This window comes from Pseudomonas putida, from assembly GCF_022627325.1.
Lineage (GTDB): Bacteria > Pseudomonadota > Gammaproteobacteria > Pseudomonadales > Pseudomonadaceae > Aquipseudomonas > Aquipseudomonas putida_X.
Map to the genome: position 1 here is coordinate 233,285 of NZ_JAETZZ010000009.1, position 18,760 is coordinate 252,044.

Here is an 18,760-nt window from a genome sequence, read left to right on the forward strand (position 1 = left end):
ACATTCACAAACCTGCACAGGGCTCTGTGCAAGCGGGCCTGCCCGCGGATGCGTTTGATCAGGCTGCATTTTTTGCCTGAGCCGACGCCTTCGCGGCCAGGCCCGCTGCCTTAGTCATGGCTGTATTCCAAGGCGATGGCATAAACGCCATCTTTCGCGGCGTAAATGGCGCCATAGTCCCTCCTTGACATCGGTCAGTCCTAAACGTAAGTTTCAAACAACTGTTTGACCGAAAGCCGGCAAGAGCTGGTCGGTATCAGCGGTCTCCCCACCGGACTCATCACAGAGGTTCATCGCAATGCCTGATTACAAAGCCCCCTTGCGTGATATTCGCTTCGTGCGCGACGAGCTGCTTGGCTATGAGGCGCACTATCAGAGCCTGCCGGGTTGCCAGGACGCAACGCCCGACATGGTCGACGCGATCCTCGAAGAAGGCGCGAAATTCTGTGAGCAGGTACTGGCCCCGCTGAACCGCGTCGGTGACCTGGAAGGCTGCACCTGGAGCGAGTCCGGCGTGAAGACCCCGACTGGTTTCAAGCAAGCCTACGAGCAGTTCGTCGAAGGCGGCTGGCCGAGCCTGGCCCATGACGTCGCTCATGGCGGTCAGGGCCTGCCTGAGTCGCTGGGCCTGGCGTTGAGCGAGATGGTGGGCGAGTCGAACTGGTCGTGGGGCATGTACCCCGGCCTGTCCCATGGTGCGATGAACACCATTTCTGCCCACGGTACTGAAGAGCAGCAGGAAACCTACCTGACCAAACTGGTATCGGGCGAATGGACAGGCACCATGTGCCTGACCGAACCGCACTGCGGCACCGACCTGGGCATGCTGCGCACCAAGGCCGAGCCGCAAGCTGATGGCTCGTACCGCATTTCCGGCACCAAGATCTTCATTTCTGCCGGCGAACACGACATGGCCGACAACATCGTCCACATCGTGCTGGCCCGCCTGCCGGATGCCCCGGCCGGCACCAAAGGTATCTCGCTGTTCATCGTGCCGAAGTTCCTGCCCGACGCGCAGGGCGGGGTAGGTGAGCGCAACGGCGTGAGCTGCGGCTCGATCGAGCACAAGATGGGCATCCACGGCAACGCTACCTGCGTGATGAACTTCGACAGCGCCACCGGCTACTTGATCGGCCCAGCCAACAAGGGCCTGAACTGCATGTTCACGTTCATGAACACTGCCCGCCTGGGCACCGCGCTGCAAGGCCTGGCCCATGCCGAGGTGGCCTTCCAGGGTGGCCTGAAGTACGCCCGTGACCGCCTGCAGATGCGTTCGCTGACCGGCCCCAAAGCGCCTGACAAGGCTGCTGACCCGATCATCGTGCACCCGGACGTTCGCCGCATGCTGCTGACCATGAAGGCCTTCGCCGAAGGCAACCGCGCCATGGTCTACTTCACCGCCAAGCAGGTGGACATCGTCAAATACAGCCAGGACGAGGAAGAGCGCAAGAAGGCCGACGCCCTGCTGGCGTTCCTGACCCCGATCGCCAAGGCGTTCATGACCGAAGTCGGCTTCGAGGCGGCCAACCACGGCGTGCAGATCTACGGCGGCCACGGCTTCATCGCCGAGTGGGGCATGGAGCAGAATGTGCGCGACAGCCGTATTTCCATGCTGTACGAAGGCACCACCGGCATCCAGGCCCTCGACCTGCTGGGCCGCAAGGTGCTGATGACTCAGGGCGAAGCACTCAAAGGCTTCACCAAGATCGTGCACAAGTTCTGCCAGGCGCAGGAAGGCAATGAGGCGGTCAAGGAGTTCGTCGAGCCGCTGGCTGCGATCAACAAGGAATGGGGTGAGCTGACCATGAAAGTGGGCATGGCTGCCATGAAGGATCGCGAAGAAGTAGGCGCTGCCTCGGTTGATTACCTGATGTACTCCGGTTATGCGTGCCTGGCGTACTTCTGGGCCGACATGGCACGCCTGGCTGCCGAGAAGCTGGCTGCCGGCACTTCGGAAGAGGCCTTCTACACCGCCAAGCTGCAGACGGCGCGCTTCTACTTCCAGCGTATCCTGCCGCGTACTCGCACCCATGTGGCGACCATGCTGTCCGGTGCCAACAACCTGATGGCGATGGACGAAGAGCACTTCGGTCTGTCCTACTAAGCCGCAAGGCTTCACAAAAACCCGCTTGCCTTGACCGGCAGGCGGGTTTTTTTGTTTCCGGGGGCCGCTGCGCGCCCCAAGATCCGGTTACAAGAAAAGCTCAAGCCCTCCGCCCCTGCTGCCGTTAACCCCCGTGCATTCATCTATTCATGTGCGCTGCCGATGAAGTAAGGGCACAATGCCATTATTGATCTGCCGGGTCGGAGATTACCCTTGTTTCGTTTAAACGCTGTACGCGCAAGCCACTTCCTGCCTTCACTGATCCTCTTGCTGGCAGGGCTTGCGGCGGCTTACATAAGAGACCTCAGCGTCTTCTTCACATCACTGTTCAACGTCCTGCCTACCTTGGTGCTGCTGCTGGGCGGCGCGTACTGTGCGGTTTACCGTCGCCAGCGCGAGCTGTTCTTGATGGTCACGGTCTACATCGCCTATTTCCTGCTCGATACCCAGACCGACTACTACCGTGACAACGGCCGTGTGCGCGAGGACGCAGCGGTGATCTTCCATCTGGTCTGCCTGCTTCTGCCTGCATTGTTCGGGCTGTTTGGCGCCTGGCAGGAGCGCACCCACCTGGCCCAGGACCTGCTTGCCCGGTTCGCGGTGCTGTTCGCTGTGGGTAGCGTGGCCGTGGCGCTGGAGCAAAGCTTTCCCCAGGCTTTGCTGGCCTGGTTGGCGGAAATACGCTGGCCGTCACTGCATGGGCAGTGGATGAGCCTGATTCAGATGGTCTACCCGTTGTTCATGGGTGTTTTCATCCTGCTGGTGGTGCAATACCTGCGTGAGCCAAGGCCCCTGCATGCAGCTCAGATCATCGGGCTGATCGGTATCTTCTGGATGCTGCCCAAGACGTTCATCCTGCCGTTCACCCTGAACATCATGTGCAGCCAGGTGATGTTGATGATCGCTGCGGCGGTTTCTCACGAGGCCTACCAGATGGCCTTCCGTGACGAGCTGACCGGCCTGCCCGGGCGGCGTGCGTTGAACGAGCGCATGCAGCGCCTGGGGCGCAATTACGTGATTGCCATGACCGACGTCGATCACTTCAAGAAATTCAACGACACCCACGGCCACGATGTCGGTGACCAGGTATTGCGCCTGGTCGCGAGCCGGCTGTCGAAGGTCACCGGTGGCGGGCGCGCCTACCGCTACGGTGGCGAGGAGTTTGCCCTGGTGTTCGCCGGCAAGACCGCCGAGGAGTGCGTGCCGCATGTGGAAGCTGTGCGGGAAATGATCGCCAACTACACGATGCAGCTTCGTGACCAGAACAACCGGCCGCAGGACGATTCCGCCGGGCGACAACGCCGCAGCGGCAGTGGCGCAGGCACGGTATCGGTGACCATCAGTATCGGCGTCGCTGAACGCCTGATGGAGCATCGCAACCCCGAAGAGGTACTGAAGTCAGCCGACCAGGCGCTTTACAGCGCCAAAGGTGCCGGCCGCAACTGTGTCATGGTTTATGGCCAACAATCACGACGCGGGGCCGTTCGTACTGCGTGACTGTAATTGACTATATGGTCGCGTGATGACCCTATGTCTCGCAAAAGTTGTTCGGTTACACTGGATTCAATCCCGTGCTGCGGTCCTTCGAGACCGCCCCGACCCTACCCGCGAGAGGTTGTCATGGCTGAATATAAAGCGCCGCTGCGCGACATGCGCTTCGTTCTGAATGAAGTCTTCAACGTGGCAGAGCTGTGGGCGCAACTGCCTGATCTGGCCGAAACGGTCGATGCGCAAACCGCACTCGCCGTCCTGGAAGAAGCAGGCAAGGTCACCAGCAAGTCCATCGCGCCGCTCAGCCGCGCGGCTGACGAAGAAGGCTGTCACTGGGAGAACGGTGCGGTAAGTACCCCAGCTGGCTTCATCGAGGCCTACAACACTTACGCCGAGGGCGGCTGGGTAGGTGTGGGCGGCGATCCCCAGTACGGTGGCATGGGCATGCCCAAGGCGATTTCCGCCCAGGTTGAGGAAATGGTCAACGCTTCGAGCCTGGCGTTTGGCCTGTACCCCATGCTGACCGCTGGGGCCTGCCTGTCGATCAACGCCCACGCCAGCGAAGCGCTCAAGGAAAAGTACCTGCCGAACATGTATTCCGGCGTGTGGGCAGGCTCCATGTGCCTCACCGAGCCCCATGCCGGTACCGACCTCGGCATCATCCGTACTAAGGCCGAGCCCCAGGCCGATGGCAGCTACAAGGTCAGCGGCACGAAGATCTTCATCACCGGCGGCGAACACGACCTGACCGAAAACATCATCCACCTCGTGCTGGCCAAGCTGCCGGACGCACCGGCGGGGCCTAAAGGTATCTCGCTGTTCCTGGTGCCCAAGTTCCTGGTCAACGATGACGGCAGCCTCGGGGCGCGCAACCCGGCTACCTGTGGCTCGATCGAGCACAAGATGGGTATCCAGGCTTCGGCTACGTGCGTGATGAACTTCGATGAAGCCGTAGGTTACATCGTCGGTGAGCCGAACAAAGGCCTGGCGGCGATGTTCACCATGATGAACTACGAGCGCCTGGGCGTGGGCATTCAGGGCTTGGCCACGGCGGAACGTTCCTACCAGAATGCCGTCGAGTATGCCCGCGACCGTTTGCAGAGCCGCGCCCCTACCGGTCCGCAGGCCAAGGACAAGGCGGCCGACCCGATTATCGTCCACCCGGACGTGCGCCGCATGCTGCTGACCATGAAAGCGTTGATCGAAGGTGGCCGCGCCTTCTCGACGTACGTGGCGATGCAGTTGGACAGCGCCAAGTACAGCGAAGAGCCGGGTACGCGCAAACGCAGTGAAGAGCTGGTGGCACTGTTGACCCCGGTCGCCAAGGCGTTCCTCACCGATCTGGGGCTGGAGTGCGCGGTGCATGGCCAGCAGGTGTTCGGTGGGCATGGCTACATTCGTGAATGGGGCCAGGAGCAACTGGTTCGCGATGTACGCATTACCCAGATCTACGAAGGCACCAACGGCATTCAGGCCCTGGACCTGATGGGCCGCAAGGTGGTGGCCAGTGGTGGTGCTTACTACAAGCTGTTCTCTGAGGAAATTCGCCAGTTCATCGCCAGTGCGGGGGCTGACCAGGATGAGTTCGCCAAGCCGCTGGGTGCTTACCTCGACCAACTCGACGGGCTGACCGAGTGGGTACTGGAGCGGGCCAAGGGCAACCCGAATGAAATCGGTGCTGCGTCGGTCGAGTACCTGCATGCCTTTGGCTATGTCGCCTATGCCTACATGTGGGCGTTGATGGCGCGTGCGGCCAAAGCGGGCGAGGGCGATGAGGCGTTCTACTCGGCCAAGCTGGGAACAGCGCGGTTCTACTTCGCCAGGCTTCTGCCGCGGGTGGATTCGTTGGTGGCTTCGGTCAAGGCGGGGAGCGAGTCGTTGTACTTGCTGGATGCCGAACAGTTCTGAGCAGTGGCATGTAGGCGCCGCGTTTATTGGTGGACGTTGTTTGTAAGCATTTTCCTACACAGCGCGGTGACTTTTCGCCACTGGTGTCAGATTGGATCCACGGCTAATCTTTCCCCATGGACGTTGCGCAGGAAGCGCAAAGGACAGAACAGGGACAAACGAAGGATTTCCTGCCAGGACGGTAGGACGATAGGGATGTCACAGGGAAAAAGTCTGGGAAAACCCCGCTTCGGCGGGGTTTTCTTTGCGCGCGTGTATTTCAGCCAAGCACATCCAGCGCTGAAGCCCCCAATTGCCGTGCGTCGGCCTCTTCCTCCAGCAGCGTACGCAGCAACTCAACCGATGCTTGCTGGCGCTGCGCATCACGAAATACCAGGCCAACCTTCAACGGCACCCGCGGTTCGCTCAAGGGTTTCCACAGCAGCCCTTGGTCATCTTCGGCAGCATCCTTGGCGCGGCCAGGCAGGATAGTGGCCAGTGCGGTATGGGCCAGGCTGTCGAGAATGCCGCCCATGTTGTTCATCTCTGCCTGAACCTGCGGCCTGCGCCCTAGGCTGGCCAGTTGTTGCTTCCAGATCTGGCGGACCTGGAACTCCTCGCCAAGCATCAGCATCGGCAGTTCAGCCGCTTGCCGGATAGAGACCTTCTTGAAGTCCTTCAACGGATGGGTATCAGGGATGACCAACTGCAGTTCATCTTCGTACAGCAGCAAGCCGTGCAGCCCTGGCTGGCGTGGCGGCAGGTAGCTGATACCGATATCAAGGTTGCCGTTGAGCAGGCGTCGTTCGATTTCCAGCCCGGACAGCTCGTAGATCTGTACCACAAGATGCGGCTGGGCCTTGCGCAAGCGCTCTAGCAACTGCGGCACCAGGCTCGGGCGCACTGTTTGTAGCACGCCGATGGCCAGCGTGCGCAAGGATTGGCCCTTGAAGTTACGCATCGCTTCGTGGGCGCGCTGCAGCCCGTCGAGCAGGGGCAGGGCGTGGTTGTAAAGGGTGTGAGCCGCCAGGGTCGGCAGCAGGCGCTTGTTGCTGCGCTCGAAAAGGCTCAGGTCAAGGCTGTGCTCAAGCTGGCGGATCTGCTGGGAGAGGGCCGGCTGAGACAGTGACAGCCGTTCAGCGGCGCGGCCGACATGGCCTTCTTCATACACCGCGACGAAATAACGCAGTTGGCGAAAATCCATAAGTATTACTTATCGAAAAAGCTGAAAAAACGAAATGGCCGCTAGCGCCGCCTGAGCCTAGTCTATCGCCGTATTTCAGCGGGTTACAGCGATCGATTGGCGCATTGTTACCCCGTTCGAAAAACACTTTTGATAGGAAAGGCAAAATTATCAAGCGCCGGCGTCAAGACCGGACGCTGCCCCCTGCGGTGACTGGCTGGAGCCCCCCATGAACCTGTTCAACCTGCGCCGATCGGCCCCCGCCACGGCTGTCGAGCCAAAGCGCGCGCCGGTCATCATGCCAGACGCATCGGCGTTGTCGCGTGAGCGCCTGATGCCCGGCGCCGAACGTGCGGCCCAAGTGTTCGTGCGCGGCCAAGGCTCCTGGTTGTGGGACCACGAAGGGCATGCCTACCTGGATTTTACCCAGGGCGGCGGGGTGAACAGCCTGGGCCACAGCCCTGGCGTGGTGGCCAAGGCGCTGGGCAACCAGGCCCAGGCGTTGATCAACCCGGGGGCGGGATTCCACAGCCGTGGTTTGCTGGCGCTGGTCAACCGTTTGTGCCAGCGCACCGGTAGCGATCAGGGCTATCTGCTCAACAGCGGCGCCGAGGCCTGCGAGGGGGCGATCAAGTTGGCGCGCAAGTGGGGCCAACTGCACCGCAACGGCGCTTATCACATCATCACTGCCAGCCAGGGCTGCCATGGCCGTAGCCTGGGGGCCCTGTCGGCGTCCGATCCGCTGCCGTGCAACCGCTGCGAGCCCGGCCTGCCGGGCTTCAGCAAAGTGCCATTCAATGACCTTGCTGCCCTGCACGCCGCAGTGGATTCGCGCACCGTGGCAATCATGCTCGAGCCTGTCCAGGGCGAGGCGGGTGTCATCCCTGCCACGCAGGAGTACCTCAAGGGCGTGGAAACACTGTGCCGTGAGCTGGGCATCCTGCTGATCCTCGATGAGGTGCAGACCGGTATGGGTCGTTGTGGTGCGCTGCTGGCCGAGGAGCTTTATGGGGTGCGCGCGGACATCATCACCTTAGGCAAGGGGCTGGGCGGCGGTGTGCCATTGGCTGCCTTGCTTGCCCGGGGCACAGCATGCTGCGCTGCGTCTGGCGAACTGGAAGGCAGCCACCACGGCAATGCCCTGATGTGCGCCGCCGGCCTGGCTGTGCTGGACGCTGTGCTGGAGCCTGGCTTTTTCGCCCAGGTGCAGGATAACGGCCGCCACCTGCGCGAAGGCCTGAGCCGCCTGGCCGGGCGCTATGGCCTGGGTGAAGTACGCGGGCAAGGCCTGCTGTGGGCCCTGCAACTGAAAGAACACCTGGCCCGCGAACTGGTGGCAGCCGCCCTGCACGAGGGCCTGCTGCTGAATGCGCCGCAAGCGGATGTGGTGCGTTTTTCGCCAGCGCTTACCGTGAGCAAAGGCAACATCGATGAAATGCTGTTGCGCCTGGCCCGGGCGTTCGCCCGCCTGCACGCGCAGCAGCAGGCCCGCGGTGAGGTCTCGGCCTGATACGAATTCTACGAACCGTCTCGCGTTCCTGCGCATCGCCCCTGGCCTGATTCATTTGGCCTGGGGCGTTTTTTTATGGGGAGTGTCTTGAGCCATTGAGGGGCGGCCGTGCCTATCTGGGTTTTCTGGCGCCCGTTCAAGGGCGTTGCAAAAAAACCGCGCTATGCACCGGTGGAACCTCTGTGATGCCCAGCTAGTCTCTGTTTAGACCCTTTGAGGAGAAACTTGCATGGACATCATTCGCATCATTATCGCCATCATCCTGCCGCCGCTGGGTGTGTTTCTGCAGGTCGGTTTCGGCGGGGCGTTCTGGCTGAATATCCTGCTGACCTTGCTGGGGTACATTCCGGGTATCGTGCATGCGGTGTACATCATCGCCAAGCGCTGAATCTGCTGGGGCCGCAGCGCGGCCCCAGGTTTCACCGGGCTAGCACCCGGCAATAGAATCGCCATTCCTCTTCGAGGGCATGTGCAAGGTTTTCGGCCTTTCGAAAGCCATGCCGTTCGTCCGCATAGAAGTGCGCCTCGGCTTCGATGCCATTGGTTTTTAACGCCTCCAGCATCGAGCGCGTCTGCTCCGGCACCACCACAGCATCCAGTTCACCCTGAAAGAAAATCACCGGCACGTTGATCTGCTCGGCATGCAGCAGTGGGGTGCGTTGGCGATAGCGTTCGGCATCCTGCTGCGGGTCGCCGATCAGCCAGTCCAGGTAATCCCCTTCGAACTTGTGCGTGGCACGGCCCAGGGCTAGCGGGTCGCTGACCCCATAGAGGCTGGCGCCGGCGCGGAACACGTTATGGAACGCCAAGGCGCACAGCGTGGTGTAGCCCCCCGCGCTGCCGCCGCGGATGAACGCCTTGTGCTTGTCGACCATGCCCTGAGCGGCCAGGTATTCGACCGCCGCGCAAGCATCGGCCACATCGCTCTCACCCCAACGCAGGTGCAGTGCCTGGCGGTATTCCCGGCCATAGCCGGTGCTGCCCCGGTAGTTCAGGTCGGCCACGGCAAAGCCGCGTTGGGTCCAGTACTGGATGCGTGGGTCCAGCACGGGATAGCAGGCAGAGGTCGGCCCGCCATGTATGAACACCACCAGCGGTGCGGCGCCCTGCGACTGTGATGGCGGGTAGAAGAAGCCATGGGCCTGTTCGCCGTCACTGCCATAGTGGAAGGACTGCGGCAGGCTGACCTGTTCTGCCGGCAGGATTTCGGCACCACCGGCCAGTACGCGCACCTCGTGGTGGCGGCGGTCAATGGCAATCACAGCCGGCGAGCTGATGGGCGAGGCGGCGATGGCATACAGGTGCTCGCTGTCCATGGCCAGGCTGCGAAAGCGTGTGTAGGCACTGGCGTAACGCGCCATGTGGCCATCCTCAGCCCGCAGCCCCAATTGCCCGAAGCCGTCTTTGAACCAGCTGGCCAGATAGCTTTGCGGCCCCAGCGCCAGCCAGGTACAGGTGCCAAGCTGCCAAGGCGCGGCAGCGTGGTCCGCAAGCGCGGCAGGCAACGCCTGCCAGTGGCCCTCGACCTCACCCCAGGGCTGCCAGAAGCCGTTGCGGTCGGACAGGCAGTACAGGCGGCCTTCGGCATCGAAGCGCGGCTGTTGCAGCGATTCGTCAGCAGCGGCTACACACTGCACCGGGCCCCAGTGGCCGCTGGCATCCCGGGTGCGACACATCAGCCGGGTGACGGTCCAAGGCTGTGCCGGGCGGTCCCATTCGACCCATGCCAGGCGTTGGCCATCGGCACTCACCGTGGGTGAGGCATAGAAATCGGCGCCTTCGGCCAGCACCTCGCGGCTGCATTCATCCAGCGCGACCAGGCGATGCTCTACCTGCTCGGCATGCCGCTCTTCGACGGCCAGCACCTGGCCAGCGTGCCACTGCACATCGCCGTAGCGGCAGCTGGCATCCTGAGTCAGCGCGCGCGGTGGCAGGTCGTCCAGCGGCTGGGTGTAGACCTGTTGGTCCTTTTCGTTGACGAACACCAGCCCGTCGCCACCCAGGCAGAAGCTGCCACCGCCATACTCGTATACCCGGCTGCGCACGCTGAAGCCATCCGGGGTCAGGCAGCGTGCCTGGTGGTAAAGCCAGTGCCAGATGCGGCAAGCACCATCGGCCGGGCGGAATTCGATCCAGAACAACCCGTCGGCAGTGACTTTGAGTTCCGTGAAGTCGGTGCCGGCGGCAACCGCCTGGGCCGCACTGAATTCAGCCGCGGGCGATGACACGGGAGTTTCGATCATTGCGGAAGGTCATCTGTTCAATGGCAAGGTCGGCTGTTTCTGCCTCCTCGCGGGCTTTGAGGATGATGCCGTGGTCGGCCGACTTGGCGCACACCGGGTCGGCGTTGCTGGCGTCGCCGGTGAGCATGAAGGCCTGGCAGCGGCAGCCGCCGAAGTCCTTTTCTTTCTCGTCGCACGAACGGCAGGGTTCGGGCATCCAGTCATAACCACGGAAACGGTTGAAGCCGAACGAGTCGTACCAGATGTGCTTGAGGTCGTGATCACGAACATTTGGGAACTGCACCGGTAGCTGACGGGCGCCATGACAGGGCAGGGCAGTGCCGTCCGGCGTGATGGTCAGAAACAGGCTGCCCCAGCCATTCATGCAGGCCTTGGGGCGTTCCTCGTAGTAGTCCGGCGTGACGAAGATCAGCTTGCACGGGTTGCCTTCAGCCTTGAGCTTTGCACGATACTCGTTGGTGATCCGTTCAGCGCGTTCAAGTTGCTCACGGGTCGGCAACAGGCCCAAGCGGTTGAGGTGCGCCCAGCCATAGAACTGGCAGGTGGCAAGCTCGACGAAATCGGCCTCCAGCGCCACGCACAACTCGATGATGCGGTCGATCTTGTCGATGTTGTGCCGGTGGGTGACGAAGTTGAGCACCATCGGATAGCCATGGGCTTTCACCGCACGGGCCATCTCCAGTTTTTGTGCGAAGGCCTTTTTCGACCCCGCCAGCAGGTTGTTCACCTGTTCGTCGCTGGCCTGGAAACTGATCTGGATGTGGTCCAGACCGGCTTCCTTGAAGTTGGCGATACGGGCCTCGGTCAGGCCGATGCCGGAGGTGATCAGGTTGGTGTAGTAACCCAACCGGCGCGCTTCGCCGATCAGTTCGGCGAGGTCCTGGCGCACCAGCGGTTCGCCACCGGAAAAACCGATCTGCGCAGCGCCCATTTCACGGGCTTCGGCCATTACCTTGAACCACTGCGCGGTCGTCAGCTCCTTACCCTGTTCGGCGAAGTCGAGCGGGTTCGAGCAGTACGGGCACTGCAGCGGGCAGCGATAGGTCAGTTCGGCCAGCAGCCACAGCGGCAGGCCGACCGGTACCTCAGGCGAGGGTGATCCAGTGTTCGCCACGGGCCACCTCCATGAATTGCTCGATGTCATCAGCGACTTCGGGCACACCAGGAAATTGCTGTTCGAGCTCGGTGATGATCGCGTTCACGTCACGTTTGCCGTCGATCAGGCCACCAATGAGGGAGGCGCTGTCATTGAGCTTGATCATGCCCTCAGGGTAGAGCAGCACATGGCCTTTCTGCGCCGGTTCGTACTGGAAACGATAACCGGGGCGCCAGTTCGGCACTTGTTTGCGGTCGAAACTCATAGGGCAATCCCCTTGTGCCATACCCGTTGCTGGGTGACGGTGTGATACGGCGGGCGGTGCAGCTCATAGGCCATGCTCATGGCATCGAGCATGCTCCAGAGAATATCCAGCTTGAACTGCAGGATTTCCAGCATACGCTCCTGGGCCGCCCGGGTGGTGTAGTGCTGCAAGGTGATCGTCAGGCCGTGTTCGACATCGCGCCGGGCCTGGCCCAGGCGGGTGCGGAAGTACTCGTAGCCGGCAGGATCGATCCACGGGTAGTGTTGCGGCCAGCTGTCCAGGCGCGACTGATGGATCTGCGGGGCGAACAGTTCGGTCAGCGAGCTGCTGGCCGCTTCCTGCCAGCTGGCACGGCGGGCGAAGTTCACGTACGCGTCGACGGCGAAGCGCACCCCTGGCAGCACCAGCGCTTGGGAGCGCAGCTGGTCCGGGTCGAGCCCCACGGCCTGACCCAGGCGCAGCCAGGCTTCGATACCACCGTCTTCGCCCGGGGCGCCGTCGTGGTCGAGCAAGCGCTGGATCCACTCCCGGCGCACTTCACGGTCCGGGCAGTTGGCCAGGATCGCGGCATCCTTCATCGGGATGTTCACCTGGTAGTAGAAGCGGTTGGCCACCCAGCCCTGAATCTGTTCGCGGGTAGCGCGCCCCTCGTACATCGCCACGTGGTAGGGGTGATGAATATGGTAGTAGGCGCCCTTGGCGCGCAGAGCCTGCTCGAATTCGGCAGGCGACAGTGGCAGTGCTTCGCTCATCGGGCCTCCTTACAACTCGATGCTCATGCCGTCGAAGGCGACTTCTACCCCTCGGCGCTGGACCTCGGCGCGTTCGGGGGAGTCTTCGTCCAGAATCGGGTTGGTGTTGTTGATGTGGATAAGTACCTTGCGCTGGCTTGGGAAGCCGTCCAGCACCTCAAGCATGCCGCCGGGACCATTCTGCGCCAGGTGGCCCATTTCGCGGCCAGTACGGGTACCGACCCCGCGGCGCTGCATTTCATCATCCTCCCACAGCGTGCCGTCGACCAGCAGGCAGTCAGCGTCACGCATCATTGCCAGCAGTTTGTCGTCGACCTGGCCCAGGCCGGGCGCGTAGAACAGCTTGCCGCCGGTGCGGGTGTCTTCCACCAGCAGCCCCAGGTTGTCGCCCGGGTGGGGGTCGAAGCGGTGCGGGGAGTAAGGCGGTGCGGCGCTGCGCAGCGGGAAAGGGGTGAACTTGAGACGAGGGCAGGCCGGGATGACGAAGCTGCCCTCGAGCTCGATACGGTTCCACTGCAGGCCACCGTTCCAGTGGCTGAGCATGTTGAACAGCGGGAAGCCGGTGGTGAGGTCCTGATGGACCATGTCGGTGCACCAGACCTGATGCGGGCAGCCTTCGCGCAGACTGAGCAGGCCGGTGGTGTGGTCGATCTGGCTGTCGAGCAGGACGATGGCGTTGATGCCGGTGTCGCGCAGGGCACGGGCTGGCTGCATTGGCGCGAAGGCCTGCAGCTGGGCACGGATGTCGGGTGAGGCGTTGCACAGGATCCAGTGAACACCGTCGTCGGACAGGGCTATCGACGACTGGGTACGTGCCGTGGCGCGCAGGCTGCCATCGCGATAGCCCTTGCAGTTGACGCAGTTGCAGTTCCACTGCGGAAAACCGCCGCCGGCGGCGGAACCGAGAATCTGGATGTACATGGTTGCTCTCTATCCGAACTGTGCGAAGAACCGTAGCCTGAAAAACGACAACGCCCCGGCTGGCCGAGGCGTTGAGACGCAGGCAATGCTTAGCGGCTGGCGAAGTACATGGTCACTTCGAAGCCGATACGCAGGTCAGTGTATGCAGGTTTGGTCCACATGGTTTTTGCTCCTTCCGGGTCAGGGTAGAGGGTTCAGCTATTTGTTTGGCGTCGCCTCGCGCCGAAGGTTCCGGCGGCTGAGATAGCGTTATCTTACAAGAAAATCATGTACCGAAAGGTTAATTCTTCGAAACGCGCCCTTGCGGTATCCGTAACAATTAATTCCGGGTCAGTGCCAGGCGCCCTCTGGCGCAGGCCCATTGGCCAGGCAGAGCAAGGGTGAATCGGCTGCGAGCAGGCCACCCAGCAAATCGTCCAGATGTGCTTGTTGCGTCTTGAGGATAGCCGCGCTTAATGCGGGGAGATCACCGGGTAGTGTAGCCAAGTGTGTCTGCCATGCCCAATCGGCAAGGTCCGCGTTGGCCATGGCTGGCTCGTCGAACTGTTCCGCCAACCTCTGGCGTGCAGCTGCGTCCAGGCGTACCCCCTGGCGCAGAAGGGTGAGCAGGTGACCGAGGATCTCAGCGTGGGTGGCGTGGGGTGATTGCACGCCGAACAGCAGCCCGCCGATGCCCTCCACCTGACGAAAGGTACTGAATACGGCGTAACCCAGCTGCAATTCCACACGTAACTTTTGGTACACAGGCCCTTGCAGCAACTGGGCGAGAAGCCGGCCGCAGGCCTGCTGGTGCGCAGGCACGGGGCAGAACAACAGCAGTGCGGGCTCGCTGCCCGGCACCTTGGCGTGGTGCCAGCGCCGGCCGTGCCAGGCGGGCGGCGGTACGGGCATGCCGAACTGACCGGGGCAGCCTTGCAAGGCTGCGCTCAGGGCTTGCAGGGCAGTTGTATCGAACCCTACCGCCAGGCCATGCCACCGGCTGTGCTGCCATGCATCATCGAGTGCCTGTTGATTGATCGCCCTGGTTGGCTCGGGCGTTGGTACTGCGCCTGTGAGTGCCTCTGGCAGTTGGTTGAGCAGGGCCCTGATCGGGATCAGCAAGGGGGGCTGTTGTGTTGGCGGATCCCAGTCAGCAGCGGGCGAACGCAAACACGCGATGGCGAGTTCGACGGCTTTTATGACCGCTGTGGGCAGGCCAGTGCAACGCAGCTGCCAATACTCGCCTGCGGCACTGAACTGCAGTTGCACAGCGGCACGCTCGCAGCGTGCCTGTAGCGGCTGCAGGGCGCGTTCCAGCACAGCATAGAGGCGCTGGCGCAGGGCTGAAGGCACTTGCCAGCGCAGATGAACTGCCCCGTACTGGCGCGCCGCTGGCAGTTGCTGATTGACCGTCAGCGCTGCAGGCAATTGCGGCAATTGCGTGGGGGGTAAGCCGGGAAGCAACAAAGGTTCGGCGGCTGGCAACTGCCATTGGCCATACTTGCGCGATGGCAGGCCTTCGAGCAGTGCCTGAAATGCGCAGAGTGCTTGTGCATCAAGTGCCGCCAATGGCTGGCCTGCGCTGTCGCGGCGGGCCAGATCGAGGGGGCTGGCGTTGCGTTCGCGGCTCTGTTGCAAAAGGCCGAATTCGGCGTTCAGGTGCGCCGGATCGCATTGCCGGATGAAGCCGAACCATCCGTGCAGCAGGGCGTGAGCTTCTTCTGCACAGGCGTCTTTGCTGAGTTCGAGCTCGATGTGCCAGAGCATCTGCCCGGCGAAGGCATAGAGCATTTCAGCCTTGAACGCTTGCAGCCAGCCGCGCTGGCGTAGTGCATCCAGCCAGGTGCCCGGCCTGCTGTCGCTCAAGCCGGCAATCAGCAGCTCCAATGCCCGTTCGGCACCAGGGGGCAGGTTTTCATGGGTGAAGACCAGGCCAGTGCTGGTGCTCGACAGGGCCGGTGGCGGTGTTTGTGGCCTGCGTTCGCCACACGCAAACGCACCGGCGTAGTGCCTGCCAAGCTGTTCGAGTTCATCCAGCGGTTGCGGCCCACACAGGCTCAAGGTGATCTGGCCGCCTTGGTAATAGTGTTGATGGAAATCTGTGAGCGCTCGCTGAAAGGTGGGGTCCTGCAACGCCAAGGTATACCGGTTGCCTGCATGAAAACCGCCTAGCGGATGGCCAGCCGACACTGACTGCAGCAGGGCCAAGCGCTGCTGTGCCTGCGGGTTGCGCGACCACGCGATGAATTCGGCATGGATCACTTCACGCTCGCGGCGCTGGCGCTCGCGACCCAGGTCTGGTTCGGCGAGCATCTGGCAAAGGCGGTGCAGCCCCCCGGCCAAGGCTGCGGGCGGCACTTCAAAGAAGAAATCCGTGGTGCGTTCGCGGGTGCTGGCGTTGACCTGCCCGCCGAGGGTCTGGACGTAGCGCATCAGGCCGTCATCCAGCGCAAAGCGGGGGGTGCCAAGGAAGAACAGATGTTCGAGAAAGTGCGCCAGCCCTGGCCATTTTGCCGGGGCATCGTGGCTGCCCGCGTGGACCTTCAGCGCCGCAGCCGAGCGCTTGAGCCGCGGGGCATGGCGCAGGGTGAGCTGCAGGCCGTTGGCTAAGGTGAGGTGGCGAGTGGCATCAGGCATGGGGGCTCCGGGTCAGGCACACATGCTAACAAATTTGTTGGCCCTCTCAGCCTCGCCGCAGATGCAACTCCTGGCGCAGATCGGCGAGGTAAGGAAACGCTTTGCGTCCCTGCACCACCTGCTCTTGCGCCAAGTCCGCCAGCAACTGGCACTCCTCCCGGCCGGCCATGGCCAGCACGCTGCCATCCGGCCCGATGATGCTGCTCTGGCCGCAGTACTGGATTTCGCCCTCGGCCCCGCAATAGTTGGCATACACCAGGTAGCACTGGTTTTCCTGGGCCCGGGAGCGCACGGTTACCTGACAGACAAAATCATACGGTGCCATGTTCGCGGTCGGCACCAGGATCAGCTCAGCGCCGTCCAGCGCCAGGCGCCGGGCATTTTCCGGGAACTCGACGTCGTAGCAGATCAGCAGCCCGACCTTCCAGCCTTCCAGCTCGACGACCGGAAAGTGGTCGGCGCCCGCACTGAACATGCCGCGGTCCAGCTCACCGAACAGGTGCGTCTTGCGGTAGTTGCACAGGCTACGGCCATGAGCGTCGATCAGTTGCACGCTGTTGTAGATCGCGCCATCGTCAGTGCGCTCGGGGTAGCCATAGACGATGGCGATGCGATGCGCCTGGGCGATCTCCACCACCTCCATGGCCGCTGGGCCATCATTGGCCTGCGCCAGGCGCTCTACCTGTGCCAACCCGATGTTGTAGCCGCTCAGGAACATCTCTGGACACACCAGTAGTTGCGCGCCACGCTCGGCCGCCAAGTGCGCCTGGTGGCGCAGCCGTTGCAGGTTGCCGGGCACATCCAGCGGGTTGGGTGCACCCTGGAACAGAGCGATGCGCATGCTGCCTCCTTGTCTCAGTCTGCCAGGGCGATTGGCCCGATTTCATCGAACACGTCGCCCGGGCCTGGATTGTCCGGATGGGTCTGGCCACCGAAGTGGTTCATGATACCCCACACCGCATTGAGCGACGTCTGCACCGCCCCTTCGACCCAGGCCGGGGTCCACGATACGTCGTCGCCGGCGATGAACATCCCGCGTTGCTCAATGGGCATGTCCTGCTGCATGAAGTGCGCGTACATCCGTTGGTTGTAGCGGTAGTGGCCGGGCAGTGCGCCCTTGAAGGCACCGAGGAAGTGCGGGTCGGCCTCCCAGGAAATGGTGATCGGGTCGCCGATGATATGCCCGGCGATATCGGTCTTGGGGTAGATCTTCTTCAGTGCATCCAAGGCCAGCTGCACGCGTTTTTCCACGGGGTGCGGGAGCATCTTCAGGGCGTCGCTCATCCAGGCGTAGGACAGGCAGATCACGCCCGGCTTGTCGTCGCCGTTATCGAACAGGTAGGTGCCGCGGGTGAGCCGATCAGTGAGGGTCATGCTCATCAGGTCGCGGCCGGTTTGCGGGTCTTTGTCCTTCCAGAACGGCCGATCGACCATGACGAAGGTCTTCGACGACTGCATGTAACGGGTGCGGTCCAGGGCCATCCACATCTTTTGCGAGAACAGCGATTCTTCACAATCGATCTGGGTGGTCAGCAACCAGCTCTGGCAGGTGGCGAGCACGGCGCCGTAATGGCGAGTGTCGCCCCAGTTGTCGGTGACGGCGAGGCGCCCGTCGGCTGCGCGGGCAATGCGTTTCACCCCAGTGCGCGGTGCGCCGCCATGCAGCGCGCTCAGGCTGGTGCCCTCGGGCCAGTGGGCGCAGCGCTGCGGTACATGGCGCCAGATGCCCTGTGGTACCTGCTCCACACCGCCGACGATCAGGTGCTGGTGGTCGTCGCAGTTGGTCATCACTACCCGGAAGATTTCCAGCATCGAGTTGGGGAAGTCCGAGTCCCATCCGCCTGTGCCGAAGCCGACCTGGCCGAACACCTCGCGGTGCTGGAAGCTCAGTTGGGCGAACGAGCGCGAGGTTGCGACGAAGTCGTAGAAGGTGCGGTCGTCCCACAGCGGTACCAGCTTGTTCCACAACGCTTTGAGGCGCGGAACATCGCGATCACGGATCGCCTGCTGGATATCGGCGAACTGCGCGCCGCTTTCCAGCGCGTCGGCCCAGGCATCGGCCACTTCATGGAACAGTTTGGGCAAATCGCTGACTGTTTCGGCGTAGTAGGTCTGGCCTTCCAGGTCGATCACCGTGCTGCCGGATGCCGGTGTCAGTGGGTTGGGGAAGGGCTTGGTTTCCAGGCCCAGCTTGTCCACATAGTGGTAGAAGGCGGTGGAGGACACCGGAAAGCGCATGCCCCCGAGCTCGGCGATGATTCCGTCGGTGCCGTTGAAGGCCTGCGAGCGCAGTCGGCCACCCATCTTCGAGGCCTCATACACCACAGGCTTGAGCCCCAGCTTCATCAGCTCGTAGGCCGACACCAGGCCTGCGATGCCGGCACCGACGATAGCGACTTCCTCACCGTGGCGATCAGCCGGAATGCTGCCCAGCCCAGCCGGGTGTTCCAGCCACTCGTCGAAGCCAAACGGGAAGTCCGGGCCGAAGATGGTGATGGGTTTCTTGCCGTCGGCCGGGTGGCGGTTTTTCTTGTTCATTACAGTGACCTTGCCAGAGCGGCTGCGCAGGGGCGGAGCCTGAGTATAGGAGATGCCTGTTGGTCATTTTAGGGCGACGGGTGTTCGTAATTAAGATGCAAAGCGTCGTCGTATTGGCGTTTTATTTGTCATAACGACAGGCTTATCGATACTT

At 62.4% G+C, this 18,760-nt stretch carries 15 protein-coding genes; 5 read left to right on the plus strand and 10 right to left on the minus strand.

The window, feature by feature from the left end:
* Window positions 1-298: 298 nt before the first annotated feature.
* From JNA92_RS16200 to JNA92_RS16210, 3 genes are all read left to right on the plus strand, one after another.
* Window positions 299-2,104: a phenylacyl-CoA dehydrogenase gene (locus tag JNA92_RS16200; RefSeq protein ID WP_241805680.1), complete on the plus strand. Its 1,806-nt coding sequence runs from the start codon at window positions 299-301 to the stop codon at window positions 2,102-2,104.
* Between the two features lie 213 nt (window positions 2,105-2,317).
* Window positions 2,318-3,601, plus strand: a complete 1,284-nt coding sequence (locus JNA92_RS16205) for a GGDEF domain-containing protein (RefSeq protein ID WP_241805681.1) — start codon at window positions 2,318-2,320, stop codon at window positions 3,599-3,601.
* Between the two features lie 123 nt (window positions 3,602-3,724).
* On the plus strand, window positions 3,725-5,503 hold the full coding sequence (locus tag JNA92_RS16210) for an acyl-CoA dehydrogenase C-terminal domain-containing protein (RefSeq protein WP_241805682.1): 1,779 nt from the start codon (window positions 3,725-3,727) through the stop codon (window positions 5,501-5,503).
* Between the two features lie 259 nt (window positions 5,504-5,762).
* Here the strand turns inward: JNA92_RS16210 and JNA92_RS16215 are convergent, their stop codons facing one another.
* Window positions 5,763-6,686, minus strand: coding sequence for a LysR family transcriptional regulator (locus JNA92_RS16215; RefSeq protein ID WP_241805683.1), 924 nt, complete (start codon window positions 6,684-6,686; stop codon window positions 5,763-5,765).
* Between the two features lie 208 nt (window positions 6,687-6,894).
* On the opposite strand from JNA92_RS16215, the gene JNA92_RS16220 reads away from it, so the two are divergent.
* Window positions 6,895-8,175, plus strand: coding sequence for an aspartate aminotransferase family protein (locus JNA92_RS16220; protein ID WP_241805684.1), 1,281 nt, complete (start codon window positions 6,895-6,897; stop codon window positions 8,173-8,175).
* A 229-nt stretch (window positions 8,176-8,404) separates the two neighbouring features.
* Entirely contained in the window at window positions 8,405-8,563 is a 159-nt protein-coding gene (locus tag JNA92_RS16225) for a YqaE/Pmp3 family membrane protein (RefSeq protein WP_012316587.1), read from the plus strand.
* A 31-nt stretch (window positions 8,564-8,594) separates the two neighbouring features.
* Here JNA92_RS16225 and JNA92_RS16230 read toward each other — a convergent pair whose 3' ends face one another.
* The 9 genes from JNA92_RS16230 to JNA92_RS16270 form a co-directional block, all read right to left on the minus strand.
* Complete coding sequence (locus JNA92_RS16230) at window positions 8,595-10,418, minus strand: S9 family peptidase (protein WP_241805685.1); 1,824 nt, start codon at window positions 10,416-10,418, stop codon at window positions 8,595-8,597.
* Window positions 10,384-11,532, minus strand: a complete 1,149-nt coding sequence (gene pqqE, locus JNA92_RS16235) for a pyrroloquinoline quinone biosynthesis protein PqqE (protein ID WP_241805686.1) — start codon at window positions 11,530-11,532, stop codon at window positions 10,384-10,386. The genes JNA92_RS16230 and pqqE overlap by 35 nt, the downstream gene beginning before the upstream one ends.
* Window positions 11,504-11,779 (minus strand): pyrroloquinoline quinone biosynthesis peptide chaperone PqqD, encoded by a 276-nt coding sequence (gene pqqD, locus JNA92_RS16240; protein WP_012316584.1) that lies wholly within the window; start codon window positions 11,777-11,779, stop codon window positions 11,504-11,506. Before pqqD ends, pqqE begins: the two co-directional genes overlap by 29 nt.
* Window positions 11,776-12,531: a pyrroloquinoline-quinone synthase PqqC gene (gene pqqC / locus JNA92_RS16245; RefSeq protein WP_241805687.1), complete on the minus strand. Its 756-nt coding sequence runs from the start codon at window positions 12,529-12,531 to the stop codon at window positions 11,776-11,778. Before pqqC ends, pqqD begins: the two co-directional genes overlap by 4 nt.
* Before the next feature lie 9 nt (window positions 12,532-12,540).
* Window positions 12,541-13,452 (minus strand): pyrroloquinoline quinone biosynthesis protein PqqB, encoded by a 912-nt coding sequence (gene pqqB, locus JNA92_RS16250; protein WP_241805688.1) that lies wholly within the window; start codon window positions 13,450-13,452, stop codon window positions 12,541-12,543.
* An 89-nt stretch (window positions 13,453-13,541) separates the two neighbouring features.
* A complete protein-coding gene (pqqA, locus tag JNA92_RS16255; RefSeq protein ID WP_008365141.1) occupies window positions 13,542-13,613 on the minus strand; it encodes a pyrroloquinoline quinone precursor peptide PqqA in 72 nt (23 codons plus the stop codon).
* A 169-nt stretch (window positions 13,614-13,782) separates the two neighbouring features.
* Window positions 13,783-16,068, minus strand: coding sequence for a pyrroloquinoline quinone biosynthesis protein PqqF (pqqF, locus tag JNA92_RS16260; protein WP_241805689.1), 2,286 nt, complete (start codon window positions 16,066-16,068; stop codon window positions 13,783-13,785).
* Window positions 16,069-16,114: 46 nt separating this feature from the next.
* On the minus strand, window positions 16,115-16,909 hold the full coding sequence (locus tag JNA92_RS16265) for a carbon-nitrogen hydrolase family protein (protein WP_241805690.1): 795 nt from the start codon (window positions 16,907-16,909) through the stop codon (window positions 16,115-16,117).
* A gap of 14 nt (window positions 16,910-16,923) precedes the next feature.
* The gene (locus JNA92_RS16270) at window positions 16,924-18,606 is read right to left on the minus strand and encodes a flavin monoamine oxidase family protein (RefSeq protein ID WP_241805691.1); all 1,683 of its coding nucleotides are present in this window, start codon (window positions 18,604-18,606) and stop codon (window positions 16,924-16,926) included.
* Window positions 18,607-18,760: the final 154 nt, after the last annotated feature.